Here is a 26,666-nt window from a genome sequence, read left to right as displayed (position 1 = left end):
GTTCAGCAAACCGCCGATGCCTCAATGGGCATCGGCACTCGGCGCCGCGGGTGGTTGCACCTTGCGCATCAGGGGCACCATCGCCGTGGCGATGACGAAGCACAGCCCGATCATCAGAAACGCGTCGCCATAGGTTTGTGTCTGGGCTTCGCGGTAGGTCAGTAACCATAGCTGATGGAGGCTGGCGGTGACCCCAGCGTCACCGCTCTGGCCGAGGGCGGCGAAGTTGTTGCCGACCTGGGACAGCCATTGGTTGAGGGCCTCGTTGGTGCTGTTGAGGTTTTCCGCCAGCCGGGTGAAATGCAGGTTGGTACGGTCGTTGAGAATGGTCGCACAGGCGGCGATACCGATTGCCCCGCCCAGGTTACGCATCAGGTTGAACAGCCCCGATGCATGTTTGAGCCGCGCCGGTGCCAGGCCACCGAGGGTCAGCGTCACCGCGGGCGGCACCGCCAGTTGCTGGGCAATCCCGCGCAAGGCTTGCGGCAACATCAATTCCCTGGCCCCCCAGTCATGGGTGATCGGGCTGAAATCCCACATCGATAACGCGAACAGCCCGAGGCCGGTCATCATGATCCAGCGCAGGTCGACGCGGTTGGCCAGAAAGGCGTACAGCGGAATCGCCATGATCTGGAACACCCCGGTGGAGAAAACCGCCAGACCAATGTCCAACGCACCGTAGCCACGCACCCGGCCGAGGAACAGTGGCGTCAGGTAAATGGTGGCGAACAGGCCGATGCCGGTGACGAACGAGAAGAAGCAGCCAAGGGCAAAATTGCGATCTTTCAGGGCGCGCAGATCGACAATCGGATTGGCCACATGCAGGGTCCGGCCGATGAATGCCAACCCGGCCAGGCCGCTGATCCACGCAGTGGTCAGGATCGTGCGATCGCTGAACCAGTTCCAGCGCGGGCCTTCTTCGAGGGTGTATTCCAGGCAGCCGAGGAACAGCGCCAGAAACACCATGCTCAAGTAATCCGCGCCTTTGAGCAGCGACAGTTCGGGTTGGTCGATCTTGACCAGCATTGGCACGGCGACCGCGACGAAAATCCCCGGCACCAGGTTGATGTAGAACAGCCAGTGCCAGGACGAGATGTCGGTGATCCAGCCACCGATGACAGGCCCCAGTGTCGGTGCCAGGGACGCCACCGCGCCAATGGTCGCGGCGGCGATCACCCGTTGTTTGCCGGTGAAGAACACGAAGGCCGTGGTGAATACCAGCGGGATCATCGAACCGCCGAGAAAGCCTTGGAGGGCGCGGAAGGCGATCATGCTCTGGATGTTCCAGGCCACGCCGCACAGCAGGCTGGTCAGGGTAAAGCCGACCGCCGATGCGCAGAACAGCCAGCGCGTGGAAAACACCCGGGACAACCAGCCCGACAGCGGGATCACGATGATCTCGGCGATCAGATAACTGGTTTGCACCCACGCGGTTTCGTCGGTGCCGGCGGAGAGCCCGCCGCCGATGTCACGCAACGAGGCCGAGACAATCTGGATATCCAGCAGCGCAATGAACATGCCGATGCACATGCTGGCAAAGGCGAAGACCTTGGTCGCCGTCGCCATGTCCGCGGCATTGAACGGTTGCGCCGGGGCGGCGAGGGCGCGGCTCATGGCGCGCTGGCCACGGCGGGCGCTTCAGGCTCCTTGCGCGTGTCCACTTCAGCGGTGACCGACAAACCCGGACGCAGGTGGCCGAGCACACTGTCGGCCGGGTCGAGGTGAATCCGCACCGGCACCCGCTGCACGATCTTGGTGAAGTTGCCGGTGGCGTTTTCCGGCGGCAACACACTGAATTGCGAGCCGCTGGCGGGGGCGAGGCTGTCCAGGTGACCGTGGAATTCCTGCCCCGACAGCACGTCGGCACGGATCACCACCCGTTGCCCCGGCACCATGTGCGCCAGTTGGTCTTCCTTGAAGTTGGCGTCGACCCACAGGCCGCTGGCCGGCACCACCGAGAGCAATTGCGAGCCGGCCTGGGCATAGGCGCCGACCCGTGCCCGACGGTTGCCGATCACGCCGTCAACCGGTGCCTTCAGTTCGGTGTAGCCGACATTCAATTGCGCCAGGTCGCGCTCGGCCTTGGCCTGGATCAAGGCGGCCCGGGCCTGTTGTTTCTGGGTGTCGATCACATTCAACTGGCGCTGCGCGGCCAGCAATTCCGCCTGGGCGCGGTTGCTTTGGGCCTGGGCCTGCTTGAACGTGGCATTGGCGCGCTGGGCGCTTTCCACCGAGACGGCGTTGGTGGACACCAGTTTTCTGTAGCGGGCATCGTCATCTCGCGAACGGGTGGCTTCGGCACCGGCGGCGTCGATGCCGGCACGGGCCTGGCCGATGACCGCCTGTTGCAGTTGTTCGGTGGCGTCGAGGTTGGCCAGCAAGGCTTCCTGGGCGGCCACTGCGCCTTCGGCCTTGGCCAGGTTGGCGCGGTAGTCGCGCGAATCGAGACGGATCAGCACATCGCCGGCCTTGACCTTCTGGTTATCAGTCACCAGCACTTCGTCGATATAACCCGCCACCTTTGGCCCGATCACCGTTACGTCACCGCCGATGTAGGCATCGTCGGTTTCTTCGATGAAACGCCCGGCCGTCCACCAATGCGCGCCATACACACCGGCCAACACCAACGCTGCGATGCCCATTGTTGGCAGAAGCAGACGCTTGAGCAGGGGACGTTTTGCCGGTTTCACCGGGGCGTCCAGGTCGGGTTCTACGGTGGGCATGCTGGTCATGGAGGGATACCTGTCAGGCGGCGTTAATTATGATATCTGTAATATGATGTATGTAATATTTTGTGGCAAATGGTTTTTGCTGCCGGTCGTCAGGTGCTTTGTTCAGAGAGAAGGAGATTCTGCATGCGCTAGAGAACCACTGTGGGAGCGAGCTTGCTCGCGATAGCGGTAGTCCAGTCAACAATGATGGTGCCTGACACGCCGCCATCGCGAGCAAGCTCGCTCCCACAGGAGATCGCTACTGGTTTACCGAAATGAAAAAGGCCGGTGATCTGCGCGATCACCGGCCTTTTTTGCGGCTATTGCTTAGGCGCGTTCGAAAATCGCCGCAATCCCCTGGCCGCCGCCGATGCACATGGTCACCAGCGCGTAACGGCCGCCGGTGCGGTGCAGTTCGTGGATGGCCTTGGTGGCGATGATCGCGCCGGTCGCGCCCACCGGGTGGCCCAGGGCGATGCCCGAGCCGTTCGGGTTGACCTTGGCCGGGTCGAGGTCCAGTTCCTGGCTGACGGCGCAGGCCTGGGCGGCAAAGGCGATGTTGGCTTCGATCACGTCCAGGTCGGCGACGGTCAGGCCGGCGCGCTTGAGCGCCAGGCGGGTGGCCGGGATCGGGCCCAGGCCCATGAATTCCGGTTCGACGCCGGCGTGGGCGTAGCTGACCAGGCGGGCCAGTGGCTTCAGGTTGTTGGCCTGGACCGCGTTGCCGCTGGCCATGACCAGCGCGGCGGCACCGTCGTTGAGGCCCGAGGCGTTGCCGGCGGTGACCGAACCGTCCTTCTTGAACGCAGGCTTCATCGCAGCCAGCTGTTCCAGGGACGTGGCGCGCGGGTGTTCGTCGACGTTGAACAGTTTGACGCCTTTGCGATCCTGGATTTCCACGGTCGCGATCTGCTCGCTGAAGTAGCCGTTGGCAATCGCGTGGGCCGCGCGTTTCTGGTCTTCCAGGGCCAGGGCGTCCTGCATTTCGCGGGTGATGCCGTTGCGTGCGGCGACGTTTTCGGCGGTGATGCCCATGTGGATGCCATGGAAGGGGTCATGCAGGATGCCGAGCATGTAGTCGATGACCTGGGCGTTGCCCATGCGCGAACCCCAACGGGCGGACGGCATCAGGTACGGGCCGCGGCTCATGGATTCGGCACCGGCACCGACGACGATGTCGGCATCGCCGAGCATCAGGGTCTGGGCGGCGTTGATGATCGCTTGCAGGCCCGAACCGCACAGGCGGTTGACGTTGTAGGCCGGGGTTTCCTTCGGGATGCCGGCGTTCATCGCGGCGACGCGGGAGATGTAGGCGTCGCGGGTTTCGGTCGGGATCACGTTGCCCATCACCAGATGGCCAACGAGCGCCGGGTCCACGGCGGCTCGTTCCAGGGCGGCTTTCACGGCCGTGGTCGCGAGGTCGGCCAGGGGCACGTCCTTGAGCGAACCGCCGAACGTACCGATGGCGGTACGGGCGGCGCTGACGACGTAGATTTCCGGAGTGTTCATGGCTGGTTTCCTTTCGGTGGATTCTTGTCTGTACTGCGATTGAGCAGGGCGTTCAAGGCGTTTTTTGCCTCGTCGGTATTCAGGCGCTGGATGAACAGCGTGTTTTCTTCGCGCAGGGTGGCTTGCAGTTCCGGCAACGTCGCCTGTTTCATCAACTGACGGGACTGGCGCAAGGCCTCCCGGGGCAGGGCCAAAAAGCGCTGGGCGATTTTTCTGGCCGCTGCCAGGCATTGCTCGCCGTCATCGAAGGCTTCGTTGGCGATGCCCCAGTTCACCGCTTCGTTGCCGTCCAGGCCGTTGCCCAGCAGGAGCAGGCTCGCGGCGCGGGCATGGCCGAGTCGACGGGGCAGCAACAGGCTGGCACCGAACTCGGGGCACAGGCCGATGTTGACGAACGGCATGCGCAGCTTGGCGTTGCGGGTGACCAGCACCTGATCGCAATGCAGCAGCAAGGTGGTGCCAATGCCGATGGCCGCCCCGCAGACTGCCGCGATCAGCGGCTTTTGCAGGTGCGTGACGACTTTCATCAGGCGAAACGCCGGGGCGTCCAGATGAGTGGGCGGATGCTGGAGGAAATCCACCAGGTCATTGCCACTGGTGAAGCAGGCCGGGCCGCCGGTGAGGATGATCACGCCGGTCTGCGGGTCTTCGTCGGCGGCCAGCAACAGCTCGGCCAGTTGCGTGTACATGGCGTTGTTCAGCGCGTTGAGCTTGTCCGGGCGGTCGATGGTCAGCGTCAACACGCCGTCGCGTTGCTCGTGTTTGATCAAATCTGTCATCGCAGGCTCCGCAGGGTCGGTTCAGGCTGCCACTTTAAGCGTCGGACAAATCCCGATCTATGGCAAAACGGGTCAACTGCGCTGCCGCTTTTTGCCATGCCGGTGTGCCAAAAACGACACACACCCATTCGGGGTATGGTTCCGCCCGGCCAATCGACCAATAGTGGAGGCATCCGCTCATCCAGAGCCGAACTCGCTATAAGGTGCATTTGCTATGGGCAAGACACTGCTTAAGGTGATTTCCAGTCTGTTTGTTGTACCGTTGACATTGAATGCCTATGCGGACGACAGCAATACGCTGCGGCTGTACAACTGGGCGGATTACATCGGTGAAAAAACCATCGCCGACTTCGAAAAGGCCACCGGTATCAAGGTGGTCTACGACACCTTCGACTCTTATGAAACGGTGCAGGCCAAGTTGCTCACCGGCCATTCCGGTTATGACCTGATCGTGTTGAACGCCTCGCTCGCGCCACCCTTGATCAAGGCCAAGGTGTTCCAGCCGCTGGACAAAAAACAGCTGCCGGGCTGGACCAACCTCGACCCGCAAATCCTCGAGGATCTGCAAGGCTATGACCCCGGCACCCAGTACTCTGCGCCCTACACCTGGGGCAGCAATGGCGTGACCTACAACGTCGACAAGATCAAGGAACGCATGCCAGACGCGCCGATCGGTTCGCTGGCGATGATCTTCGATCCGAAGATCGTCTCGCGCTTCGCCGACTGTGGTGTGACCCTGCTCGATGCCCCGACCGAAGTCATACCCTTGGCCTTGACGTACCTGGGACGTGACCCGAACAGTGCCGCCCCGGCAGATCTGAAGGCCGCCCAGGACTTGCTGTTGTCCGTGCGGCCGTACATCCGCAAATTCGACTCGGTCAATTACCTGACGAGCCTGCCCAACGGCGACGTTTGCATGGCCATGACCTGGTCCGGCGATTACGCCACGGCCATGGCCCGCGCCGCAGAAGCCAGGAAAAAGATCGACCTTGCCTACTTCATCCCCAAGGAAGGCTCGCTGATCTGGTTCGACAACCTGTACATCCCGGCCGATGCGACGCATGTCGCCAATGCGCACAAATTCCTGGAATACCTGATGCAGCCGCAGGTGATGGCGGATGTGAGTGACTACATCAATTACGCCAACAGTAACGCGGCGGCCACGCCCCTGTTGAATGCCGATGTCCGCGACAACCCGGCGATCTACCCCGATGCGCAGACCCGCAAGCGCCTGTTTCCGCAGAAGACCCAGGACGCCAAGGACATGCGGGCGATTACCCGGGTTTGGAGCACCGTGAAAAGCGGCATCTGATTGGTTCGAACGTTAGTCATTTCGCTTAGAGGTTCATTTATGGCGACGCCAACACGCAGCGTTTTTTCCCCAGCGGACGAGTCCCGGCTGGTCAAGGCCGACAAGGCCCATCACATGCACGGCTACCACATGTTCGACGAACACGCCGAACAAGGCTCGTTGAACATCGTTGCCGGCGATGGCGCCTACATCTACGACACCCAGGGCAACCGCTTTCTCGATGCGGTGGGCGGCATGTGGTGCACCAACATCGGCCTGGGCCGCGAGGAAATGGCCGAGGCCATCGCCGACCAGGTGCGCCAGCTGGCCTATTCGAATCCGTTTTCCGACATGTCGAACAACGTCGCCATCAAACTGTGCGAAAAACTCGCCAGCCTGGCCCCCGGCGACCTCGACCACGTGTTCCTGACCACCGGCGGCTCCACCGCCGTGGACACCGCGTACCGGCTGATCCAGTACTACCAGAACTGCCGCGGCAAGCCGGAAAAGAAACACGTCATCGCCCGGTTCAATGCCTATCACGGCTCCACCACCCTGACCATGTCGATCGGCAACAAGGCCGCCGACCGGGTGCCGGAGTTCGATTACGCCAACCCGCTGATCCACCACGTCTCCAACCCCAACCCGTACCGCGCGCCGGACGGCATGGACGAGGCGCAGTTCCTCGAGTTCCTGGTCAAGGAATTCGAAGACAAGATCCTGTCGATTGGCGCGGACAAGGTCGCCGCTTTCTTTGCCGAACCGATCATGGGCTCGGGGGGGGTGATCATTCCGCCCCGGGGCTACCTCAAGCGCATGTGGGACGTCTGCCAGCGTTACGACATCCTGTTCGTCGCCGACGAAGTGGTGACCTCGTTCGGGCGCCTCGGCAAGTTCTTCGCTTCCTACGATGTGTTTGACGTGCAGCCCGACATCATCACCACCGCCAAGGGCCTGACCTCGGCCTACCTGCCGCTGGGCGCGTGCATCTTTTCCGAGCGCATCTGGAAGGTCATCGCCGAGCCGGGCAAGGGCCGCTGCTTCACCCACGGCTTCACCTACAGCGGCCACCCGGTGTGCTGCACGGCGGCACTGAAGAACATCGAAATCATCGAGCGGGAAAACCTGCTGGCCCATGTCGACACGGTAGGCGCTTATCTGGAAGAACGCCTGGCAACCCTGCGCGACTTGCCGCTGGTGGGGGATGTGCGCTGCCAGAAACTCATGGCCTGCGTGGAGTTCGTCGCCGATAAACACACCAAGGCGCTGTTCCCCGACGAGATCAACATCGGCGAGAAGATCCACGTGCGGGCACAGGCCCGGGGCTTGCTGGTGCGGCCGATCATGCACCTCAACGTGATGTCGCCACCGCTGATCCTGACGTTTGCCCAGGTCGATGAAATCGTCGAGACCTTGCGCGATTGCATTGTCGAAGTGGCCGCTGAGCTTCAGGCCAGCGGTCAGTATGGCGGCCAATGAATTCGCCACACAGGCTGTTACCAAGGGCCAGCGCACCCGCTAGACTGCGGGGCATGAGCAAACCAGACGACGATACGCTGATCGCGATGCCCTTCGGGGCGTTGCACAAATGGCATGGGGGAATGCGCGAGGCATTCGCCCATGTCGATGAGCCTGACGCCCTGCAGTACCTGGCGTCAGCGTTGGCGCAGCTGGTGTCCGTGGAGTCGATGATGATCAGCCTGGAGCGCAAGGACCGCGCACCACAGCTGCTGCATCAGCGCGGGATTGCCCAGGAGTATCAGGTCTCGATTCTTGAGCGCTATTTTTCCGGGGGCTATTTGCTCGACCCGTTTTGCCTGGCGGTGGAGCAGGGGTTGGCGCAAGGCTTCTATCACCTGGAGGAAATCGCCCCGGACAACTTCTTTGACAGTGACTACTACAAATCCTATTACCTGAAGGCGGGCTGTTCGGAAGACAGCTACTACATCGTCGATACCGGCAATGACACGAAGATTTCCGTCAGCCTCTATCAGGGTTTCGGCGGTGAATGCCTGAGCGACGAACAGTTGAACCTGCTTCGAGCCGTCGAACCGCTGGTGCGGGAATTCATCAGCGAGTTCAGCCAGCGTGGACTGCTGCGCAGTGCCGGGATCGAGCGAGATGACGAGCAAGGCCTGCGCGACGATCTCAAGCATCGGGTGCAGGCGGCGTTCGAGAACTTCGGTTGTGAATTGCTCACCGAGCGAGAGCGGGAAGTGGCGCATATGGTGCTGCGTGGGCATTCGGTGAAGTCCACGGCCAGCCAGATGAACATCTCGCCGGAAACCGTGCGCATGCACCGCAAGAACCTGTACCTGAAGCTGGAGGTGGGTTCGCAGTCGGAGTTGTTTGCGCTGTTTATCGAGTGGTTGCGCAGGCACTGACCAAGTTTTTTGACCTACCGATACCCCTGTAGGAGCGAGCTTGCTCGCGAAGAACCTGAGAACAACGCGTTCATCCGGAAAGCGCGTGCCATCATTCACGTCCATCGCGAGCGAGCTCGCTCCTACAGGTTGTCACGTCAGTCTTCGCGTTTTACGACCAAGGTCAAAATGTCATAACTGGCCACCAGCTCACCCAACTGGTTGGTGACCTCCACATCCCACGCCACAACTCCCTGCGGAATCCCCTGCGGGCTCTTCTTGCCCTGGTCGATCTTGCGTTTGCAGGTCAGGCGCGCCTGGATGGTGTCGCCGATGCCCACCGGGTTGATGAAGCGCAGGGTGTCCAGGCCGTAGTTGGCCAGCACCGGGCCGACGCCGGGGGATACGAACAACCCGGCCGCCGCCGACAGCACGAAGTAACCGTGGGCGATGCGCTTGCCGAATTGCGATTCCTTGGCCGCGATGTCGTCGAAGTGCATGTAGAAGTGGTCGCCCGACAGGCAGCCGAAGTTCACCAGGTCCGCTTCGGTGACGGTGCGGCGGTGGGTCAGCAGCGACTCGCCGATCTGCAGGTCCTGGAAATGGCGACGGAACGGATGCACGTCGGTTTCGATGACCTTGGCGCCGCGCACGTATTCGCCGGTGACCGCCGCCAACATGGTTGGCGAACCTTGCACCGCCGCGCGTTGCAGGTAGTGTTTCACCGCGCGCAGGCCGCCGAGTTCTTCACCGCCGCCGGCGCGGCCCGGGCCGCCGTGCTTGAGTTGTGGCAGCGGCGAGCCGTGACCGGTGGATTCGCCGGCGCAGTGGCGATCCAGCACCAGCAGGCGCCCGTGCCAGGCTGCTGCCACCGGAATCGCCTTGGCAGCGATCTGCGGATCCTTGGTCACCAGGCTGGCCACCAGGCTGCCTTTGCCGCGCGCGGCCAGGGCCAGGGCTTCGTCGAGATCGTCGTAGGCCATCAGGGTGCTGACCGGGCCGAATGCTTCGATGTCATGGGCACCGCCCTCGGCATGCGGGTCACGGGCCTGCAACAGGGTCGGGGCGAAGAACGCGCCTTTGTCGACATGTTCACCGCGCGGCTCGAAACCGTCGCGGGCGCCGAACAGCATGTCGCTGCTCTGCAACAGGGCTTCCAGGCGCTCGGCCACGTCTTTCTGCTGATCGTGGGAAGCCAGTGCGCCCATGCGCACGCCTTCCACCGACGGGTCGCCGACCACCACTTTGGCCAGGCGATCACGCAGACGGGTAGCGACTGCGTCGATGTGTTTGGCCGGCACGATGGCGCGGCGGATGGCGGTGCATTTCTGCCCGGCCTTGGTGGTCATTTCCCGGGCGACTTCCTTGATGAACAGCTCGAACTCTTCGTCGTCCGGGGTCACGTCCGGGGCGAGGATCGCGCAGTTCAGCGAGTCGGCTTCGGCGGTGAACGGCACCGAGTTGCGGATCAGGTTCGGATTGACCCGCAGCTTGGCCGCCGTGTCGGCGGAACCGGTGAAGGTCACCACGTCCTGGCCCTGCAGGCGGTCGAGCAGGTCGCCGGTGCCGCCGATGATCAGTTGCAGGCTGCCCGCCGGGAGCAGGCCGGACTCATCCATCAGGCGCACCACGGCTTCGGTCAGGTAGCTGGTGGCGCTGGCCGGTTTGACGATGCACGGCATGCCGGCGAGGAAGCTCGGTGCGAACTTCTCCAGCATGCCCCAGATCGGGAAGTTGAACGCATTGATGTGCACGGCCACGCCACCACGCGGCACGAGGATGTGGGTACCGGCGAAGGTGCCCATTTTGCTCAGTTGCAGCGCCGGGCCTTCGTGGACGACGTTGCCCGACGGCAGTTCCCGCGAACCGAGGCTGGCGTAGGTGAACAGCGTGCTGTTGCCGCCCTCGATGTCGATCCAGCTGTCGGCACGGGTCGCGCCGCTGTGGTGGGAGATCGCGTAGAGCTGTTCCTTGCGCTCGCTCAGGTACAGGGCCAGGGCCTTGAGACGCTGGGCGCGCTGCTGGAAGTCCAGCGCCATCAAGCCGCTGACGCCCTGGCGACGGCCGTGCTCGATGGCTTCGGCGAAGTCCGGGCGTTCTTCATGGGTACGGAAGATTTCATGGCCGTCGATGGCGCTGCGCAGGATTTGTGCGCCGTGTTGGCCGATCCAGCGGCCGGCGATGAAGCTTTGCAGAGTTGCAGGTGAAGAGGACATCACGATTGCTCCAGGTGATGAAGGGTTGTGGCGCGGCCGCGACCGCGCCCTTTCGGAATTACCAAAGCGCCAGGGTGTAACCGACGATCAAGCGGTTCTCATCGAGGTCGGTCGTCAAGCCATTGCCGGAACGGAAGGTCACGTTGCGCCAGCGCAGGCTGACGTTCTTCAACACACCGCTCTGGATGACGTAGCTGATATCGGTGTCGCGCTCCCATTCGCGACCGTTGTCGACGCTGCCCGCCTTGACGTGGCGGCCGTCGGTGTAGCGGGTCATGAAGGTCAGGCCGGGAATGCCTTGCGCCGCGAAGTCATAGTCGTAACGCAGCTGCCAGGAATCCTCCTCGGCGCGGGTAAAGGTGTTGAAAGTCACCAGGTTGACCACATAGGGGTCACCGCCGTTGAGGAACGGAAAGGCGCTATCGCCGGACAATTGCTGGTAGGCGGCACTGACCTTGTGGGCACCGTGGGACACCGTGAACATGCTGTTGAAGTCGCGGTTGTCGATACGCCCGGCGCGTTCGGCGCCGTCGCCCCGGCTGTCGAAGTAGCGCACATCGCTGCGCAGGTTGAAGCCGCTGCCCAGCGCTTGCGTATGCAGCAATCCGGCGAATTGCTGGCGATAGATCTGGTCGAGCTTGCCGTAGTAGTAGCTCAGGTTCAGTTGTGGACTGAACGCGTAGCTGCCGCCGCCGAAGTCGAAGTGGTCGCTGGTGGCGGCGCCGAAGCCGATGTCATCGTTGCTGGAGGAGTCCCGCAGGTTGGCCTTGGTCAGGCGTCCGGCATTCACCGTCAGGCCGTCGATTTCCTGGCTGGTCAGCAAGCCACCTTCAAAGGTCGAACTCAGCAGGCGCGTGTCGTTGTAAGTCGCCACGGGCAACAAGGGTTGCAGGGTGCCGAGCTTCAACACGCTTTTGGATACTTTCAATTTGCCGGTCAGGCCCAGCTCGCTGTACTCGTCGTCGGGCTCATGGCTCTGCGGGCCGAACGGCAGCAGCCCGGTGCCACGGCGATCCGGGCTGGAGTCGAGCTTGAGCCCCAGCTCCCCCAATGCGTCGAGACCGAAACCGAAGGTGCCGTCGGTGAATCCGGATTCGATACGCGCCGTGAAACCCTGGGCCCATTCCTCGGCCTTGGATTGCGGCGCGTTGTGCTGACGGAAATCGCGGTTGATGTAGTGGTTGCGCATATCGATGCGGGCCTTGCTGTCGCCGATGAAGTCGGCCATGGCGCTGGGGGCGAACATGGGCAGGCTTAATGCGGCGGCCAGCGAAAACAGTGATTCACAAGGTGCGTGACGTGCGGGTTTCATTATTTTTATTCCCTGCCAATATTCAGTGTTTGCTGGCGCCAGTGGCACCAATGCCGGTCATCGAACGGATGAACTGCGCCAGATAACGACCGCGCTCAAGGACTGCACGGGGCGAGGTGTCGGTGACGGAAAACAGCCATGCACTGAAGAACGCCAGGCTCATGGAAAACAGCGCCGGGTTGGAATACGGGAACAGCGCCTTGTCGTGATGCATCACGTTGACCCACACCGCCGGGCTCAGCACCAGCAGGACAATCGCCGAGACCAGGCCGGACAGGCTGCCGAGGACGGCGCCGCGGGTGGTCAGGCCTTTCCAGTACATCGAGAGGAACAGCACCGGGAAATTCACCGACGCGGCGATGGCCAGCACCAGGCCCGAGAGGAAGGCAATGTTCTGCGACTCGAACAGCAGGCCGAGGATGATCGCCAGCACACCGATGCACAGGGTGGCGATTCGCGACACGCGCATTTCCTGCTGTTCAGTGGCCTGGCCCTTGCGCATCACGCAGGCATACAGGTCATGGGACACCGCCGAGGCGCCGGACAGTGCCAGCCCGGCAACCACCGCCAGAATGGTGGCGAAGGCGACCGCCGAGATGAAACCGAGGAACAGGTTGCCGCCTACCGCCTGGGCCAGGTGCACGGCGATCATGTTGCCGCCGCCGATGATCGCACCGCTGGCGTCACGGAATGCCGGATCGGTGCCGACCATGACGATGGCGCCGAAGCCGACGATGATCAGCAGCAAGTAGAAGTAGCCGATGAAACCGGTGGCGTAGAACACGCTTTTACGCGCTTCCTTGGCATCGCTGACGGTGAAGAAACGCATCAGGATATGCGGCAGGCCGGCGGTGCCGAACATCATGCCAAGCCCTAAGGAAATCGCATCGACCGGGTTGGACAGCAAACCGCCGGGGGCCATGATCGCGTTGCCCTTGGCATGCACGGCGGTGGCGCCGGCAAACATCGCCTCGGTGCTGAAGCAGAAGTGCTTGAGCACCATGAACGCCATGAAGCTGGTGCCGAACAACAGCATCACCGCCTTGATGATCTGCACCCAGGTGGTGGCGAGCATGCCGCCGAAGGTGACGTAGAACACCATCAGCACGCCGACCAGCATCACCGCATAGAGGTAGTCGATACCGAACAGCAACTCGATCAGCTTGCCGGCGCCGACCATCTGCGCCACCAGGTACATCAGCGCCACGGTCAGGGTGCCGAAGGCCGAGGTCAGGCGTACCGGGGTTTGCTCCAGGCGATAGGACACCACGTCGGCAAAGGTGTACTTGCCCAGGTTACGCAGGCGTTCGGCGATCAGGAACAGGATGATCGGCCAGCCGGCCAGCACGCCCAATGCGTAGAGCAGGCCGTCGTAGCCATTGAGGAACATCATCGCGGAAATGCCGAGGAACGAGGCGGCCGAGATCATGTCGCCGGCAATCGCCAGGCCGTTCTGGAAACCGGTCATGCCGCCACCGGCGGTGTAGAAATCGGCGGCGGAGCGGGTGCGAAGTGCCGCCCAGCGCGTCACGCCGAGGGTGAACAGGACGAACACCAGGAACATGCCGATGGCGTTCCAGTTCAGCGGCCGGGAGACGCCGTCGGCGGCCACCGCGATATCAGTGACCACCGCCAGCGGCAGCAGGAACAAGGCGAGAAGGCGGTTCATCGGGCGCACTCCTGCTTGAGTTTTTCATTCAAAGGATCGATCACGTTGTTGGCGCGATAGACATAGAAGCCGGTCAGCGCGAAGGCCAGCCCGACGATCACGACACCCACCAGCATGCCCACGGTGGTCACGCCGCCGCTCAGGGATTGGCCGAGGGTAGAGGGGGAGAAAGCCACCAGCAGCACGAAGCCGTAGTAGATCACCAGCATGGCCAGGCTCAGTGACCAGTACAGCTTCTGTTTGCGACGAACCAGCTGGATGAAATCCGGGTGCTGGCGGATGAGTTCTATTTCTTGCGGGCTCATGGTGACTCTCCTTTGTTGTTTTTGTTGTGGGGGGGGAAGCAAGTACGGCGCGAACTCTGTAGGAGCGAGCCTGCTCGCGATGAACCTGAGATCGCCGCGGGGTATCAGGCAACCCGCGTCATCGTTCACGACCATCGCGAGCAAGCTCGCTCCTACAGGGGGGCGGTGCGGGCCGATCAGAGCTGATCGAAATCCAGCACCACCTTGTCGCTGATCGGGAACGCCTGGCACGACAGCACGTAGCCGGCGGCCACTTCGTAGTCTTCCAGGGCGTGGTTGCTGTCCATTTCCACTTCGCCTTCGATGACCTTGCACTTGCAGGTCGAGCACACGCCGGCCTTGCACGAGTAGGGCAGTTCCGCACCTTGCTCGTTACCGGCGTCGAGAATGCTCTGGCTGTTGCGTGGCAGGTCGAAGGCCAAGGCGCGGCCGTCGCTGATCACGGTGATCTGGCTGACCGCCGCGTCCACTTGACGGGCGGCTTCACGGGCTGCACGTTTTTGCTCACTGCCGGCGGCGGCGAACAGTTCGAAATGGATGCGTTCGGCTGGCATGCCCTTGGCCTTGAGGCTGTCGCGCACGGTCTCGGTCATTTCCTGCGGGCCGCAGATGAACGCCGCATCGAGCGCCTTGACGTCGAGCCAGCGGGTGAACAGCTGCTCGCACTTCTCGGCGTTGATCCGGCCGTTGTACAGGTCGACGTCCTGCTGCTCGCGGCTGAACACGAAGATCAGGTTCAGGCGTTGCAGGTAGCGGTTCTTCAGGTCTTCCAGCTGCTCGCGAAACAGCGCGCCGGAGCTGGAGCGGTTGCCGTACAGCAGGGTGACGCGGCTGTGGGGTTCGGTTTCCAGGGTGGTCTTGATGATCGACAGGATCGGCGTGATCCCGCTGCCCGCGGCCACGGCCAGGTAGTTGCCGTGGCGAGCCGGGTCGAGTTCGACGCAGAAATGCCCGGCCGGTGGCATCACTTCCAGGGTATGCCCGGCCTTGAGCTGTTCGTTGGCAAACGCCGAAAAGCGTCCACCGGCCACACGCTTGACCGCGATACGCAATTCACCGTCGTTGACCCCGGTGCAGATCGAATAGGAGCGGCGTACTTCTTCGCCGTCCAGTCGGGTGCGCATCACCAGGTGCTGGCCCTGGGTGAAATGAAAGCTGTCTTGCAGGTGCTGCGGAATCTCGAAGGCGATGGACACCGCGTCACGGGTCTCGGCGCGCACGTCCTTGATGGTCAGGCTGTGAAATTTGCTCATTGTTGTTCTCCAGCTGGGACGGCCGATTCGCCGCTCAGATGCACTTGAAATAGTCGAACGGTTCCCGGCAATCGACGCAGCGGTACAGCGCCTTGCAGGCGGTGGAGCCGAACTCGCTGAGCACTTCGGTGTGGGCGCTGCCGCATTGCGGGCACACAACCTGCGGGCTTTCACCGAGCAGGCTGCGCTTGCTGGTGCTGCCCTCGGGCGGTGCGATGCCGTAGGCGCGCAGGCGTTCACGGCCGCTGGCGCTGATCCAGTCGGTGGTCCAGGCCGGGGTCAACTTGCGCTCAAGCTGCGGCGCCTTGAACCCGGCGAGTTCCAGGGCTTCACGGATATCGCTCTCGATCACTTCGGTGGCCGGGCAGCCGGAGTAGGTCGGCGTGACCACCACGTGAAGGTGGCCGGCCTGCCAGTCCAGGTCGCGGACGATGCCCAGGTCAACCACGCTGACCACCGGCACTTCCGGGTCCATGACCTCTGAAAGGATCGCCCAGGCGGCAGCCAGGTCGGTCGGACCCGCCGGCCGGGCGCCGAGGTCGCTGGCGATCAGCTCACCAGGTTGCATCGGGGTACGCTCGTGGCAGGCACTGCATTTCGGCCAGCAGGATGCCCAGGTGTTCGCTGTGCAGGCCCTTGCGCGCATTCAGGTAGAAATAGCTCGGCGCGGCGGGCACGGGCAGGGTGGCGCTGGTAAAGATCTGCTCGACCTTGGCTTGCCACTGGGCGGCCACGCTGGCGATGGCCGGGGTGATGCCGGCTTCGTACAGGCGCTGTTCGCTGTCGTCGGCGGCGATCAGTTCCACGGTGAAGCGCCAGACTTCAGGGATGGCCGCGAGCATGCGCTTGTGGCTTTCCTCGGTGCCGTCGCCCAGACGCTCGACCCACTCGCCGGAGCGGCGCAGGTGGTAGGTCACTTCCTTTACTGACTTGGCGGCGATCCCGGCGATGCGTTCGTCGCTGGACTGGCTCAGGCCCTGCAATACCGGCAAGTGCCAGGCGTCGTAGAGGAACTGCTTGAGCATGGTCACCGCGAAGTCGCCGTTGGGTTGTTCCACCAGCAGCAGATTGCGGTAAGCGCGCTCGTCACGACGGAACGCCAGGTGATCGGCGTCACGGCCGTCGTCCAGCAGTTCGGCGGCGTATTCCAGCCAGTTGCGCGCCTGGCCTACCAGGTCGAGGCCGACGTTCATTAGTGCCAGCTCTTCTTCCAGTGCCGGTGCCTTGCCGCACCACTGGCACAGGCGTTGACCCTGGATCAGGGCGCTGTCGCCGAGGCGCAGCAGGTATTCGATCAGATCAGTCTTGTTGTCCATGGTCGACCTCACATGTGCCCGACTTCGGCCGGCAGCTCGTAGAAGCTGGCGTGGCGGTAAACCTTGTCGTCCGACGGGTCGAACAGCGGGTCTTTTTCATCCGGCGACGAAGCGGTGATCAATGCCGAAGGCACCACCCACAGGCTCACGCCTTCGCTGCGACGGGTGTAGAGCTCGCGCGCGTTTTCGATGGCCATGGTGGTATCGGCGGCATGCACGCTGCCGACGTGCTTGTGGTTCAGGCCGTGCTTGCTGCGCACGAAGACTTCGAAGAGGGTCCACTCGGACATTTCAGTTACTCCACATAGAGGCTCTGCAGGAGCGAGCTTGCTCGCGATGTACCCGCGAGCACCGCGGGGTGTCAGGCAGCCAGCGTTAACGTTGACGACCATCGCGAGCGAGCTCGCTCCTACAGGGGGTACGGTTGTCTTAGGCGGCGTTCTTGTTTTGTTTTTTGCGGGCGTGGGCGACGGCGGCTTCGCGAACCCAGGCTCCGTCTTCGATCGCCTTGCGGCGGGCGGCGACGCGTTCCTGGTTGCACGGGCCGTTGCCCTTGAGCACTTCGTAGAATTCGTTCCACTGGATTTCGCCGAAGTCGTAGTGGCCGCGCTCGGCGTTCCACTTCAGGTCCGGGTCAGGGCAGGTGCAGCCCAGCAGTTCCAGCTGCGGGATGGTCTGGTCGATGAAGCGCTGGCGCAGTTCGTCGTTGCTCTGGCGCTTGATTTTCCAGGCCATGGACTGGGCGCTGTTCGGCGAGTGTTCGTCGCTTGGGCCAAACATCATCAGCGACGGCCACCACAGGCGGTTGATCGCGTCCTGGACCATGTCTTTTTGCGCCTGGTTACCGTGGCGCATCATGGTCAGGAGGATTTCGTAGCCCTGGCGCTGGTGGAAGCTCTCTTCCTTGCAGATGCGGATCATCGCCCGGGAGTACGGGCCGTAGGAGGTGCGTTGCAGCACCACCTGGTTGACGATCGCCGCGCCATCCACCAGCCAGCCCACCGCGCCCATGTCGGCCCAGTTCAGCGTCGGGTAATTGAAGATGCTCGAGTACTTGGCCTTGCCGCTGTGCAGCCTGGCGATTTCCTCATCGCGGTCGGCGCCGAGGGTTTCCATGGCGCTGTACAGGTACAGGCCGTGGCCGGCTTCGTCCTGGATCTTGGCCATCAGTTGCAGTTTGCGTTTGAGCGACGGCGCGCGAGTGACCCAGTTGCCTTCGGGCAGCATGCCGACGATTTCGGAGTGGGCGTGCTGGGAAATCTGCCGGATCAGGGTCTGGCGGTAGGCATCTGGCATCCAGTTCTTGGCTTCGATCTTGATTTCTGAATCGATTTTTTCCTGGAAGGCGCGTTCCTGGTCGGACATTTCCGAGAGGTTCTTGATGCGCTTTACGCCTGTTTCTACGAGCTGTGCGTACATTTTTGAGTTCCCGCCTTGAATCTGTTCTGGGGCATGGGGACTTTATAAGCGATACAGAATTTAATATCAAACACAAAATGACGTGTCGTATTTGTTTTTTGTATCGCTTTGGGTGGATGGTCGCTTTTTGGGGCGGGCCACCTGTGGGAGCGAGCCTGCTCGCGAAGGCGGCCTGACAGCCGACCTGTCTTTTGTTGACCGCGTACATATCCATTCCTGCGGTAATGGCGGCTGGCGGTTTCGCCCTTACGGCGAGTCACTTTTTTTACAAGCGCCTAAAAAAAGTAACCAAAAAAACGCTCGCCCCGAACGTACGGCCCCTCGCTTAGGCTCGGCGTTCCTTCGCTCCGGCATTCATCCGGGGGCATTGCCCTCCGGTCGGCTTCGCTTCGACCTACATGCAATGAGTTCGACTGCGTCGAACGGCGCTGCGCGCCCATCCCCGGATGAACACCTCCGCTCAGCCTGCCGAGGGGGCGGGTGGATCAAGATCACAAGCTGCAGGCGAGCTAACGCTCGACCTGTTGAGTGGTGAGAAGCGGCGCGGTGTGGGCTGCTCTGCTTTTGCTCTTCTGTGGGAGCGAGCCTGCTCGCGATGGCGGCCTGACAGCCGACCAAGATCTTGCTGATGCCCACCGTTCAAATTGTGGGAGCGGGCTTGCCCGCGAAGGCGGCCTGCCAGCCGACCAATCTCTCGCAGGCATACCCGGATCAACTGTGGGAGCGAGCCTGCTCGCGATGGCGGTCTGCCAGCTGACCGAAATCTTGCTGATGTACTGAGTACCTGTGGGAGCGAGCTTGCTCGCGATAGCGACCTGCCAGTCGACCAGGAACATCACAGACGAACGCACCCAGCAACCAGGCCGGCCGGTAGGCCGCCTCGGACGCTGTTGCGGTGTACGCCCCCTCGTGAGGCCGAGCGCAGGTTCTGCGCAGTGGGCAACCCGGCATGGATGCCGGGTTAGCCGCCGCCGGCCATGGATGGCCGATGGCGGCGGGCTCTGTAGGAGCGAGCTTGCTCGCGAAAAACCTGAGGGCACCGCGGGGTGCCAGGCTCCCCGCATCATCGTTGACCTCCATCGCGAGCAAGCTCGCTCCTACAGGCTTTTCAAAGTGACCCGCTGTAAGAGCGGAACCATAGGAGGCCGTTACCGAAGAAACGGATATGTACGCAATCAACAAAAGACAGCCCGGCAGTCAGGCCGCCATCGCGAGCAAGCTCGCTCCCACAGGGATTGTGCTCGGCTCCAGAGTCAGCAAAGCCCCGGCAAAAAAAAGCCCCGCAATAAGCGGGGCCATAAAGGGTGCAGCAGTCATGCTTTAGGACGTTTATCCAACACGTGGCAAGCCTTGCCCTCCGATCGCTTGATCGAATGAAACGGCTGCAAGACAACCCGCGAACTGATCCCGATATACGTCTTGATGTGTTTGCTCAATTCCCCACAAACAGCCTTCTGCTGTTCTTCGCTCAGGTGCTGGTGCTCAGCCTTCAACTCGACATGCACATCAACGCTGTCCAGGTTTCCATTGCGATACAGATGGATCTCATAGCACTCGGCGAGTTGTTTGACTTTGAGTACCTGTTCCTCGATCTGCGTCGGAAACACGTTGACCCCACGGATGATCAGCATGTCGTCGCTGCGTCCGGTGATCTTGTCGATACGTCGCATCGGTCGCGCCGTACCCGGCAGCAGGCGCGTCAGGTCGCGGGTGCGGTAGCGGATCATCGGCAGGGCTTCTTTGCTCAGGGAGGTGAACACCAATTCGCCCATCTGGCCGTCCGGCAGTACTTCGCCGGTGACCGGATCGATGATTTCCGGGTAGAAGTGGTCTTCCCAGATGGTTGGGCCGTCCTTGGTTTCGGCGCATTCCATGGCGACGCCCGGCCCCATGATTTCCGACAGGCCGTAGATGTCCAGGGCGGTGATGCCCAGGCGCGCTTCGATGGCGCTGCGCAGTTCGGCGGTCCAGGGTTCGGCGCCGAAGATGCCCAGGCGCAGGGCCAGTTTGTGCGGGTCGATGCCCTGGCGCTCGATTTCGTCGGCGATGTTGAGCATGTACGACGGCGTGACCATGATGATGTCCGGCTGGAAATCCTTGATCAGTTGCACTTGCTTTTCGGTCTGGCCGCCGGACATTGGGATCACCGTGCAGCCCAGGCGTTCGGCGCCGTAGTGCGCGCCGAGGCCGCCGGTGAACAGGCCGTAGCCATAGGAGATGTGCACCTTGTCGCCACGGCGGCCACCGGCGGCGCGGATCGAGCGGGCCACCACGTTGGCCCAGGTGTCGATGTCGTTCTGGGTGTAGCCGACCACGGTCGGTTTGCCGGTGGTGCCGCTGGACGCGTGCAGGCGCACGATGTCGTTCATCGGCACGGCAAACATGCCGTAGGGGTAGTTGTCGCGCAGGTCGGACTTGGTGGTGAAAGGGAATTTCGCCAGGTCGTCGAGGGACTTGATGTCGTCCGGGTGCACGCCCAGCGCATCGAAACGCTGACGGTACAGCGGCACGTTGTTGTAGGCGTGGTTCAGGCTCCAGCGCAGGCGCTCCAGCTGATGCTGGCGCAGTTCGTCGATGCTGGCGGTTTCCAGCGGGTCCAGCACAGGGTTCAGCACGGCTTGGGCAATTGGCATGTTCATGTGTTCACTCGAATTGTTTTTGTGTTCCAGCCCTTTTGCACAAGGGCTTTGAGTGCATGCCCCAAGGATACCTCTCGGCTCCTCGGGAATCGCGATTCTTTAGTGGGATAGACGCTCGATGATCAGCGCGATCCCCTGGCCGACGCCGATGCACATGGTGCACAGGGCGTAGCGGCCGTTACGTTCCTCAAGTTCATGCAGGGCGGTGGTCACCAGTCGTGCGCCGCTCATGCCCAACGGGTGACCGAGGGCGATGGCGCCGCCGTTGGGGTTGACCCGCGGATCGGTGTCGCTCAGGCCAAGCTCGCGCAGCACCGCCAGACCCTGTGCGGCAAACGCTTCGTTGAGCTCGATCACGTCCATGTCGGCCAGGCTCAGGTTGGCCACTTCCAGCACCTTGCGCGTGGCCGGCACCGGGCCGATGCCCATGATCCGTGGTTCTACGCCGGCAGTGGCCATGGCCACGACCCGGCCACGGGCGGTCAGGCCGTGGCGCTTGGCGACTTGCGGGCTGGCCAGCAGCAGCGCGCAGGCGCCGTCGTTGACCCCGGAGGCGTTGCCGGCGGTGATGCTGCCGCCTTCGCGGAACGGCGTGCCGAGTTTGGCCAGCTGTTCGAGCGTGGTGTCGCCGCGTGGATGTTCGTCGTGCTCGACCACTTTGGCCGGGCCTTTGCGCTGCGGGATTTCCACGGCGACGATTTCCTTCGCCAGGCGCCCATTGGCCTGGGCGGCCGCTGCACGCTGCTGGCTGCGCAGGGCGAAGGCGTCCTGGTCGGCCCGGGAGATGTTGAACTGTTCGGCGACGTTCTCCGCGGTTTCCGGCATGGAGTCGATGCCGTAGGCCTTTTTCATCAGCGGATTGACGAAGCGCCAGCCGATGGTGGTGTCGAAGATTTCCGCCGAACGGGAAAATGCCTGCTCGGCCTTGCCCATTACCAGCGGCGCGCGGGACATCGATTCGACGCCGCCGACCAGCATCAACCCGGTTTCGCCGCTGCGAATCGCCCGGGCGGCGGTGCCGATGGCATCCAGCCCGGAGCCACACAGCCTATTGAGCGTGGTGCCGGGTACGCTGACCGGCAATCCGGCCAGCAGGGCCGACATGCGCGCGACGTTGCGGTTGTCTTCGCCGGCCTGGTTGGCGCAGCCGTAGATCACGTCGTCGACTGTGCTCCAGTCGACTTGCGGGTGGCGGCGCAGCAGTTCGCGCAGCGGCACCGCACCGAGGTCGTCGGCGCGCACGCTGCTCAGGACTCCGGCGTAGCGGCCTATCGGGGTGCGGACGGCATCGATGATCAGGGCGTCATTCATTCGGGGTCTCCTGCGTCAGCACCGGGCCGCGCACTTTGTAGGATTTGCCATGGAACAGGGCGATCAACTGGCCCTGCTGGTTTTCGATGCGTACGTCGTAGTTGCCGGTGCGCCCGGAGCGGCTCTGCTCGATGCAGTCGGCGTTCAGCGTGTCACCCAGACGGGCCGGGGCGATGTAGTCGATGCTGCAACCGATGGCCACGGTGGCTTCGTTGTAGCTGTTGCAGGCAAAGGCGAACGCCGAATCGGCGAGGGCGAACAGGTAGCCGCCGTGGCAGGTGCCGTGGCCCTGGACCATGTCGGCGCGCACGGTCATGCCGACCCGGGCGCAACCGGGGCCGGCCGAGAGCAGGCGCATGCCCATGGCCTGGCTGGCGGCGTCGCGCTGGAACAGCGACTGCGCGCATTCACTGGCCAGGGTCATGGCTTCGTGGTTAGTCATGGAAGTTTCTCCCTTCGGCGACGCGACGGCGCAGCAGCAGCGACGGTCGGTAGCGTTCTTCGCCATAACTGGCTTGCAGGTTTTCCAGCGTTTGAAGAATGTGCGACAGGCCAATGGCATCGGCCCAGGCCAGCGGCCCCTGTGGATAGTTGACCCCGGCGCGCATCGCCAGATCGATGTCGGCGGCCGACGCCACGCCCTGCAGCAGGGCATCGGCGGCTTCGTTGGCGAGCATCGCCACGGTGCGCAGGACGGCGAGGGCCGGGCTGTCGCTGAGCAGGCTGACCTTGAGGCCGGCCCGTTGCAGCAGGGCCACGCCTTGTTCGAGCGCGAGTGGATCAATGCCTGCCGCATGGCTGATAGCGATGCGTTTGGCATTGGCGTAATCGAACGCCAGATCCAGCAGGATCAGGTTACGCAGGCCGTCTTCGCGAGCCCGCTGACAGGCCATGCGCCCATCGCTCAAGGCCAGCACGGCGTCACCGACCCGCAGCAAGCCCTGACCATCACGCTGGACGATCTCGACGCCTTGTTCATGCAAGCGTGCGAGCAAGCCTTGAGCAATACCGAGGTCGCCTTCCACGGCACAGACCTCGACTTTCGCATCGCTGCTGATTTCAGCCGCTTGCGGACGTTCCGAACCTTGGGCGTAGCTGTAAAAACCCTGGCCGCTCTTGCGTCCCAGGCGGCCGCCGTCCACCAGTTCTTTCTGGATCAGCGAAGGCAGGAAACGCGTGTCCTGGTAATAGGCGTCGAACACCGAACAAGTCACGGCGTAGTTGACGTCGTGGCCGATCAAGTCGGTCAGCTCGAACGCGCCCATGGCAAAGCCGCCGGCTTCGCGCATCAGCGCATCCAGGGTCGGGCAGTCGGCCGCGCCTTCCTGCAGCATCCGCAGGCTTTCGGCATAGAACGGCCGGGCCACGCGGTTGACGATGAAACCCGGCGTCGAACGGGTGTGCACCGGTTTTTTGCCCCAGGCCTTGGCGGTGTCGTACAGGCACTCAGCCAGGACGGGATTGCTGGCCAGGCCGGAAACGATTTCCATCAACGCCATGACCGGCGCCGGATTGAAGAAGTGCAGGCCGAGCAAGCGTTCTGGATGTTCAAGCTGCGCGGCGATGCTGGTGATCGACAGCGACGAGGTGTTGCTGGCGAGGATGCAGTGCTCGCCGCAGATGCCTTCGAGCTGACGGAACAGTGCCCGCTTGACCTCGAGGTTCTCGACGATGGCCTCGATGATCAGCTCGCAATCGGCCAGAGCTTCGATGGCCTCCACCGCTTGCAGGCGGGTAATGGTTGCGCTGCGCGATTCGGCGGACAGCTTGCCGTTCTCGACCCGTTTGCCCAGTTGTCGATCGATGCCTTCGATGGCCTGCGCCGCCGCGCCGGGACGGTTGTCCAGCAGCAACACCGGATGGCCAGCTTGCGCCGCGACCTGGGCGATGCCGGCGCCCATGGCCCCGGCGCCGATCACGGCGATGCGTGCAGAGGTGTTCAATGCGGTCATGACTCAGCGCCCCTTGAAGCTTGGGGTGCGTTTTTCCATGAAGGCGCCGACGCCTTCGCGATAATCCTCGCTACGCCCGGCCAGGCGTTGCAGATCGCGCTCCAGTTCAAGCTGTTCGTCGAAGCTGTTGCTCAGGCTGGCGTTGAGGCTGCGTTTGATCAGCGCCAGGCCGTAGGTGGGTTGAGTGGCGAGGTGGCGGGCCAGTTTCAGTGCTTCGTCGCGCAGGTCGGCGTCGTCCACGCACTGGTAGATCAAGCCCCATTGTTCGGCCTGTTCGGCGCTCAGGCGATTGCCAAGCAAGGCCAGGGCCTTGGCTCGGGCCATGCCGACCAGCCGTGGCAAGGTCCAGGTGCCACCGGAATCGGGAATCAGGCCGATCTTGCAGAACGCCTGGATGAAACTGGCCGAACGCGCCGCCAGCACCAGGTCGCAGGCCAGCGGAATGTTGGCGCCGGCACCGGCGGCGACGCCGTTGACCGCGCAGATCACCGGCAGCGGCAGGTCGCGCAACTGGCGGATCAGCGGGTTGTAGAACTTCTCGATGGACTCACCAAGATCCGGCACGGCGCTGCCCGGCGCGACATTGCGGTCGCTCAGGTCCTGCCCGGCGCAGAAGCCGCGACCTTCACCGGTCAGCAGTAGAACGCGCACGTCCGGGTTCTGCCGCACTTGCTTGAGTGCTTCTTTCACTTCGCCGTGCATCTGGGTGTTGAAGCTGTTGAGCTGGTCTGGCCGGTTGAGGCTGAGCAGGGCGACGCCGGCGTCGATGGAAAACAGGATGTGTTCGAAGTTCATGGTCTGGGCGTTCTCTTGGCAGTCGTTCGAATTCGTTGGATTACTGGCCGGTGAAGGTCGGCGCGCGTTTTTCCTGGAAGGCCGCAATGCCTTCGTCGCGGTCACTGGTGCCGGCCAGCACGGTGAAGGCGTGGCGCTCGAAGCGCAGGCCGCTGGCCAGGTCGGTGTCCATGGCCTTGAGCAGCGCTTCCTTGGCCAGGCGTACGGCCAGTGGCGCTTTGGTCGCAATGCTGCGGGCGATGTGCAGGGCGCGATCGACGGTGAACTCCGGTTGGGTGACTTCGCTGACCAGGCCGGCGCGTTGGGCCTGGCGGGCGTCGATCGGCTCGCCGGTGAGGACCATCTGCATGGCCATGGATTTGCCGACGGCGCGCAGCAGACGCTGGGTGCCGCCAGCGCCGGGCATGATCCCGAGGTTGATTTCCGGCTGGCCGAAGCGCGCGTCTTCCCCGGCAATGATGATGTCGGCGTGCATCGCCAGTTCGCAGCCACCGCCGAGGGCGAAGCCGTTGACCGCGGCGATCAGCGGTTTGCTGAAGCGGGTGATGGTTTGCCACGAGGCCTGGCGCGGATCGTCGAGGATGCCGACCAGGTTGCGTTCGGCCATTTCCTTGATGTCGGCGCCGGCGGCGAAGGCTTTGCGGCTGCCGGTGAGGACCACGACGCGGGTGTCGGGGTCGGCTTGCGCGGCGTTCAGTTCAGCGGCCAGTTCGCCCAGCAACTCGGTGGTCAAGGCGTTCAGGGCTTGCGGGCGCTGCAGGGTAATCAGGCGGACGCCAGGCTCGATCAATTCGACGGCAAGGGTCAGAGGCATGGCGGATGCCCTCAGGGTGCACGCTCGGCGTGGTGCCGGCTCGTTATTGGATCGGCCTCGGGGGCCGGTTTTGCCCAAGTATAGCTACAACGTGATACGCAAATGCAATAATAAAATTGATTTAATGTGTCCTAAATGTGTGGTTTTCGATTTTATGTCTTTCTGTTGAAGGGGCGCTGATAATGGGTTTTCCCCTGATTTAATTGGGCTTTGTAGCGTTTTTTGGGGCGCGTTGGTTTTCGTCGGAAAGGTGAGTTTCAAGTGATACGGTTTTTAGTCTTTGTGCTGGTAAAAGTGATGTGATACAAAATAGGCCATTATTTGCATCGCTTTGCGAAGGAACCTGCCATGACCTGCTACAGCCTTGATGGCCTGACTCCTGTGGTTGACCCGAGCGCTTATGTGCACCCGTCTGCCGTATTGATCGGCGATGTGATCATCGGCCCGCATTGTTATGTGGGGCCGTTGGCCAGTCTGCGCGGGGACTTCGGGCGGATCGTGCTGGAGGAGGGCGCCAACCTGCAGGACACCTGTGTGATGCACGGTTTCCCCGACAGCGACACGGTGGTGGAGCGCAACGGCCACATCGGCCACGGCGCGGTGCTGCACGGGTGCCGGATCGGCGCCGATGCGCTGGTGGGCATGAATGCGGTGGTGATGGACAACGCCCGGATCGGCCCGCGTTCATTCGTGTCGGCGGCGGCGTTCGTCAAGGCCGGTTTCGAATGCCCGGAACAGTCGCTGGTCATGGGCGCACCGGCCAGCATCAAGCGCAGCCTCAGCGATCAGGAAGTGGCGTGGAAACAGGCCGGCACCCGGGAGTATCAGCAACTGGCCCAGCGTTGCCTCGAGCAGATGCAGGTGTGCGAACCGCTGAGCGAACCGGAACCGGATCGCCCGCGTATCAGTGACAGTGGGTTGCGGCCAAAAGGCAGCACTTTGTGAACACCGTCCCCTACTGTAGGAGCGAGCCTGCTCGCGATGGTGGGTCAGCTACCTTGGTGTCGACTGA

At 62.9% G+C, this 26,666-nt stretch carries 23 protein-coding genes; 4 read left to right on the top strand and 19 right to left on the bottom strand.

Features of this window, described 5'->3' with window-relative positions; all coding sequences use genetic code 11:
- Positions 1 to 21 precede the first annotated feature (21 nt).
- The 4 genes from Q8X48_RS19250 to Q8X48_RS19235 form a co-directional block, all read right to left on the bottom strand.
- Entirely contained in the window at positions 22 to 1,614 is a 1,593-nt protein-coding gene (locus Q8X48_RS19250; RefSeq protein WP_407801247.1) for a DHA2 family efflux MFS transporter permease subunit, read from the bottom strand.
- The gene (locus Q8X48_RS19245) at positions 1,611 to 2,732 is read right to left on the bottom strand and encodes an HlyD family secretion protein (RefSeq protein WP_407801248.1); all 1,122 of its coding nucleotides are present in this window, start codon (positions 2,730 to 2,732) and stop codon (positions 1,611 to 1,613) included. The genes Q8X48_RS19250 and Q8X48_RS19245 overlap by 4 nt, the downstream gene beginning before the upstream one ends.
- A gap of 306 nt (positions 2,733 to 3,038) precedes the next feature.
- Complete coding sequence (locus Q8X48_RS19240) at positions 3,039 to 4,220, bottom strand: acetyl-CoA C-acyltransferase family protein (protein ID WP_407801249.1); 1,182 nt, start codon at positions 4,218 to 4,220, stop codon at positions 3,039 to 3,041.
- Positions 4,217 to 4,999, bottom strand: a complete 783-nt coding sequence (locus Q8X48_RS19235) for an enoyl-CoA hydratase (RefSeq protein ID WP_217835853.1) — start codon at positions 4,997 to 4,999, stop codon at positions 4,217 to 4,219. The genes Q8X48_RS19240 and Q8X48_RS19235 overlap by 4 nt, the downstream gene beginning before the upstream one ends.
- Before the next feature lie 214 nt (positions 5,000 to 5,213).
- Between Q8X48_RS19235 and Q8X48_RS19230 the strand changes: the two genes are divergently transcribed.
- From Q8X48_RS19230 to Q8X48_RS19220, 3 genes are read left to right on the top strand one after another with little or no spacing between them, the layout of a single operon-like run.
- Positions 5,214 to 6,311, top strand: a complete 1,098-nt coding sequence (locus tag Q8X48_RS19230; RefSeq protein WP_407801250.1) for a polyamine ABC transporter substrate-binding protein — start codon at positions 5,214 to 5,216, stop codon at positions 6,309 to 6,311.
- Between the two features lie 39 nt (positions 6,312 to 6,350).
- Complete coding sequence (locus tag Q8X48_RS19225) at positions 6,351 to 7,769, top strand: aminotransferase (RefSeq protein WP_407801251.1); 1,419 nt, start codon at positions 6,351 to 6,353, stop codon at positions 7,767 to 7,769.
- Positions 7,766 to 8,674 carry a helix-turn-helix transcriptional regulator gene (locus Q8X48_RS19220; protein WP_407801252.1) on the top strand — a complete coding sequence of 303 codons (909 nt, stop codon included), beginning with the start codon at positions 7,766 to 7,768 and terminating at the stop codon, positions 8,672 to 8,674. Before Q8X48_RS19225 ends, Q8X48_RS19220 begins: the two co-directional genes overlap by 4 nt.
- Positions 8,675 to 8,811: 137 nt before the next feature.
- Here Q8X48_RS19220 and paaZ read toward each other — a convergent pair whose 3' ends face one another.
- From paaZ to paaF, 15 genes are all read right to left on the bottom strand, one after another.
- Positions 8,812 to 10,869, bottom strand: a complete 2,058-nt coding sequence (gene paaZ, locus Q8X48_RS19215; protein ID WP_407801253.1) for a phenylacetic acid degradation bifunctional protein PaaZ — start codon at positions 10,867 to 10,869, stop codon at positions 8,812 to 8,814.
- Between the two features lie 58 nt (positions 10,870 to 10,927).
- Positions 10,928 to 12,181 carry an OprD family porin gene (locus Q8X48_RS19210; protein ID WP_407801254.1) on the bottom strand — a complete coding sequence of 418 codons (1,254 nt, stop codon included), beginning with the start codon at positions 12,179 to 12,181 and terminating at the stop codon, positions 10,928 to 10,930.
- Between the two features lie 22 nt (positions 12,182 to 12,203).
- On the bottom strand, positions 12,204 to 13,850 hold the full coding sequence (locus tag Q8X48_RS19205) for a cation acetate symporter (RefSeq protein ID WP_407801255.1): 1,647 nt from the start codon (positions 13,848 to 13,850) through the stop codon (positions 12,204 to 12,206).
- Positions 13,847 to 14,155, bottom strand: a complete 309-nt coding sequence (locus Q8X48_RS19200; RefSeq protein ID WP_218485395.1) for a DUF485 domain-containing protein — start codon at positions 14,153 to 14,155, stop codon at positions 13,847 to 13,849. The genes Q8X48_RS19205 and Q8X48_RS19200 overlap by 4 nt, the downstream gene beginning before the upstream one ends.
- A gap of 176 nt (positions 14,156 to 14,331) precedes the next feature.
- Complete coding sequence (gene paaE / locus Q8X48_RS19195; RefSeq protein ID WP_407801256.1) at positions 14,332 to 15,408, bottom strand: 1,2-phenylacetyl-CoA epoxidase subunit PaaE; 1,077 nt, start codon at positions 15,406 to 15,408, stop codon at positions 14,332 to 14,334.
- A gap of 34 nt (positions 15,409 to 15,442) precedes the next feature.
- Positions 15,443 to 15,976, bottom strand: a complete 534-nt coding sequence (gene paaD / locus Q8X48_RS19190) for a 1,2-phenylacetyl-CoA epoxidase subunit PaaD (RefSeq protein WP_126050232.1) — start codon at positions 15,974 to 15,976, stop codon at positions 15,443 to 15,445.
- Positions 15,963 to 16,724, bottom strand: coding sequence for a 1,2-phenylacetyl-CoA epoxidase subunit PaaC (gene paaC / locus Q8X48_RS19185; RefSeq protein ID WP_407801257.1), 762 nt, complete (start codon positions 16,722 to 16,724; stop codon positions 15,963 to 15,965). The genes paaD and paaC overlap by 14 nt, the downstream gene beginning before the upstream one ends.
- Before the next feature lie 8 nt (positions 16,725 to 16,732).
- Positions 16,733 to 17,014, bottom strand: a complete 282-nt coding sequence (paaB, locus tag Q8X48_RS19180) for a 1,2-phenylacetyl-CoA epoxidase subunit PaaB (protein WP_007943393.1) — start codon at positions 17,012 to 17,014, stop codon at positions 16,733 to 16,735.
- Between the two features lie 139 nt (positions 17,015 to 17,153).
- A complete protein-coding gene (gene paaA, locus Q8X48_RS19175; protein ID WP_095968047.1) occupies positions 17,154 to 18,143 on the bottom strand; it encodes a 1,2-phenylacetyl-CoA epoxidase subunit PaaA in 990 nt (329 codons plus the stop codon).
- Between the two features lie 1,313 nt (positions 18,144 to 19,456).
- Positions 19,457 to 20,782 carry a phenylacetate--CoA ligase PaaK gene (gene paaK, locus Q8X48_RS19170; RefSeq protein WP_407801258.1) on the bottom strand — a complete coding sequence of 442 codons (1,326 nt, stop codon included), beginning with the start codon at positions 20,780 to 20,782 and terminating at the stop codon, positions 19,457 to 19,459.
- Positions 20,783 to 20,881: 99 nt separating this feature from the next.
- A complete protein-coding gene (gene pcaF, locus Q8X48_RS19165; protein ID WP_126050237.1) occupies positions 20,882 to 22,093 on the bottom strand; it encodes a 3-oxoadipyl-CoA thiolase in 1,212 nt (403 codons plus the stop codon).
- On the bottom strand, positions 22,086 to 22,535 hold the full coding sequence (gene paaI / locus Q8X48_RS19160) for a hydroxyphenylacetyl-CoA thioesterase PaaI (protein ID WP_007972024.1): 450 nt from the start codon (positions 22,533 to 22,535) through the stop codon (positions 22,086 to 22,088). The genes pcaF and paaI overlap by 8 nt, the downstream gene beginning before the upstream one ends.
- Complete coding sequence (gene paaH / locus Q8X48_RS19155; RefSeq protein ID WP_407801259.1) at positions 22,528 to 24,045, bottom strand: 3-hydroxyacyl-CoA dehydrogenase PaaH; 1,518 nt, start codon at positions 24,043 to 24,045, stop codon at positions 22,528 to 22,530. The genes paaI and paaH overlap by 8 nt, the downstream gene beginning before the upstream one ends.
- Positions 24,046 to 24,048: 3 nt before the next feature.
- Positions 24,049 to 24,840 carry a 2-(1,2-epoxy-1,2-dihydrophenyl)acetyl-CoA isomerase PaaG gene (gene paaG, locus Q8X48_RS19150; RefSeq protein WP_007972022.1) on the bottom strand — a complete coding sequence of 264 codons (792 nt, stop codon included), beginning with the start codon at positions 24,838 to 24,840 and terminating at the stop codon, positions 24,049 to 24,051.
- Between the two features lie 40 nt (positions 24,841 to 24,880).
- Complete coding sequence (paaF, locus tag Q8X48_RS19145) at positions 24,881 to 25,654, bottom strand: 2,3-dehydroadipyl-CoA hydratase PaaF (RefSeq protein WP_407801260.1); 774 nt, start codon at positions 25,652 to 25,654, stop codon at positions 24,881 to 24,883.
- Positions 25,655 to 26,002: 348 nt separating this feature from the next.
- Between paaF and paaY the strand changes: the two genes are divergently transcribed.
- Positions 26,003 to 26,599 (top strand): phenylacetic acid degradation protein PaaY, encoded by a 597-nt coding sequence (gene paaY, locus Q8X48_RS19140; RefSeq protein WP_007972020.1) that lies wholly within the window; start codon positions 26,003 to 26,005, stop codon positions 26,597 to 26,599.
- Positions 26,600 to 26,666 lie beyond the last annotated feature (67 nt).

Origin of the sequence: Pseudomonas sp. QLc11A (assembly GCF_052112305.1) — a bacterium.
GTDB classification, from domain to species: Bacteria; Pseudomonadota; Gammaproteobacteria; order Pseudomonadales; family Pseudomonadaceae; genus Aquipseudomonas; species Aquipseudomonas laurylsulfatiphila.
This window is presented reverse-complemented; position numbering and strand designations above follow the sequence as displayed.

What these genes read in the sequence shown, in the direction of transcription:
- paaI (WP_007972024.1), bottom strand. Translation starts at nt 22,535, where the DNA reads ATGACTAACCACGAAGCCATGACCCTGGCCAGTGAATGCGCGCAGTCG.
- paaG (WP_007972022.1), bottom strand. Translation starts at nt 24,840, where the DNA reads ATGAACTTCGAACACATCCTGTTTTCCATCGACGCCGGCGTCGCCCTG.
- paaD (WP_126050232.1), bottom strand. Translation starts at nt 15,976, where the DNA reads ATGCAACCTGGTGAGCTGATCGCCAGCGACCTCGGCGCCCGGCCGGCG.
- Q8X48_RS19230 (WP_407801250.1), top strand. Translation starts at nt 5,214, where the DNA reads ATGGGCAAGACACTGCTTAAGGTGATTTCCAGTCTGTTTGTTGTACCG.
- Q8X48_RS19205 (WP_407801255.1), bottom strand. Translation starts at nt 13,850, where the DNA reads ATGAACCGCCTTCTCGCCTTGTTCCTGCTGCCGCTGGCGGTGGTCACT.
- pcaF (WP_126050237.1), bottom strand. Translation starts at nt 22,093, where the DNA reads ATGAATGACGCCCTGATCATCGATGCCGTCCGCACCCCGATAGGCCGC.
- Q8X48_RS19220 (WP_407801252.1), top strand. Translation starts at nt 7,766, where the DNA reads ATGAATTCGCCACACAGGCTGTTACCAAGGGCCAGCGCACCCGCTAGA.
- paaY (WP_007972020.1), top strand. Translation starts at nt 26,003, where the DNA reads ATGACCTGCTACAGCCTTGATGGCCTGACTCCTGTGGTTGACCCGAGC.
- Q8X48_RS19200 (WP_218485395.1), bottom strand. Translation starts at nt 14,155, where the DNA reads ATGAGCCCGCAAGAAATAGAACTCATCCGCCAGCACCCGGATTTCATC.
- paaF (WP_407801260.1), bottom strand. Translation starts at nt 25,654, where the DNA reads ATGCCTCTGACCCTTGCCGTCGAATTGATCGAGCCTGGCGTCCGCCTG.
- paaB (WP_007943393.1), bottom strand. Translation starts at nt 17,014, where the DNA reads ATGTCCGAGTGGACCCTCTTCGAAGTCTTCGTGCGCAGCAAGCACGGC.
- paaK (WP_407801258.1), bottom strand. Translation starts at nt 20,782, where the DNA reads ATGAACATGCCAATTGCCCAAGCCGTGCTGAACCCTGTGCTGGACCCG.
- Q8X48_RS19225 (WP_407801251.1), top strand. Translation starts at nt 6,351, where the DNA reads ATGGCGACGCCAACACGCAGCGTTTTTTCCCCAGCGGACGAGTCCCGG.
- Q8X48_RS19240 (WP_407801249.1), bottom strand. Translation starts at nt 4,220, where the DNA reads ATGAACACTCCGGAAATCTACGTCGTCAGCGCCGCCCGTACCGCCATC.
- paaZ (WP_407801253.1), bottom strand. Translation starts at nt 10,869, where the DNA reads ATGTCCTCTTCACCTGCAACTCTGCAAAGCTTCATCGCCGGCCGCTGG.
- Q8X48_RS19250 (WP_407801247.1), bottom strand. Translation starts at nt 1,614, where the DNA reads ATGAGCCGCGCCCTCGCCGCCCCGGCGCAACCGTTCAATGCCGCGGAC.
- Q8X48_RS19245 (WP_407801248.1), bottom strand. Translation starts at nt 2,732, where the DNA reads ATGACCAGCATGCCCACCGTAGAACCCGACCTGGACGCCCCGGTGAAA.
- Q8X48_RS19210 (WP_407801254.1), bottom strand. Translation starts at nt 12,181, where the DNA reads ATGAAACCCGCACGTCACGCACCTTGTGAATCACTGTTTTCGCTGGCC.
- paaA (WP_095968047.1), bottom strand. Translation starts at nt 18,143, where the DNA reads ATGTACGCACAGCTCGTAGAAACAGGCGTAAAGCGCATCAAGAACCTC.
- paaH (WP_407801259.1), bottom strand. Translation starts at nt 24,045, where the DNA reads ATGACCGCATTGAACACCTCTGCACGCATCGCCGTGATCGGCGCCGGG.
- Q8X48_RS19235 (WP_217835853.1), bottom strand. Translation starts at nt 4,999, where the DNA reads ATGACAGATTTGATCAAACACGAGCAACGCGACGGCGTGTTGACGCTG.
- paaE (WP_407801256.1), bottom strand. Translation starts at nt 15,408, where the DNA reads ATGAGCAAATTTCACAGCCTGACCATCAAGGACGTGCGCGCCGAGACC.
- paaC (WP_407801257.1), bottom strand. Translation starts at nt 16,724, where the DNA reads ATGGACAACAAGACTGATCTGATCGAATACCTGCTGCGCCTCGGCGAC.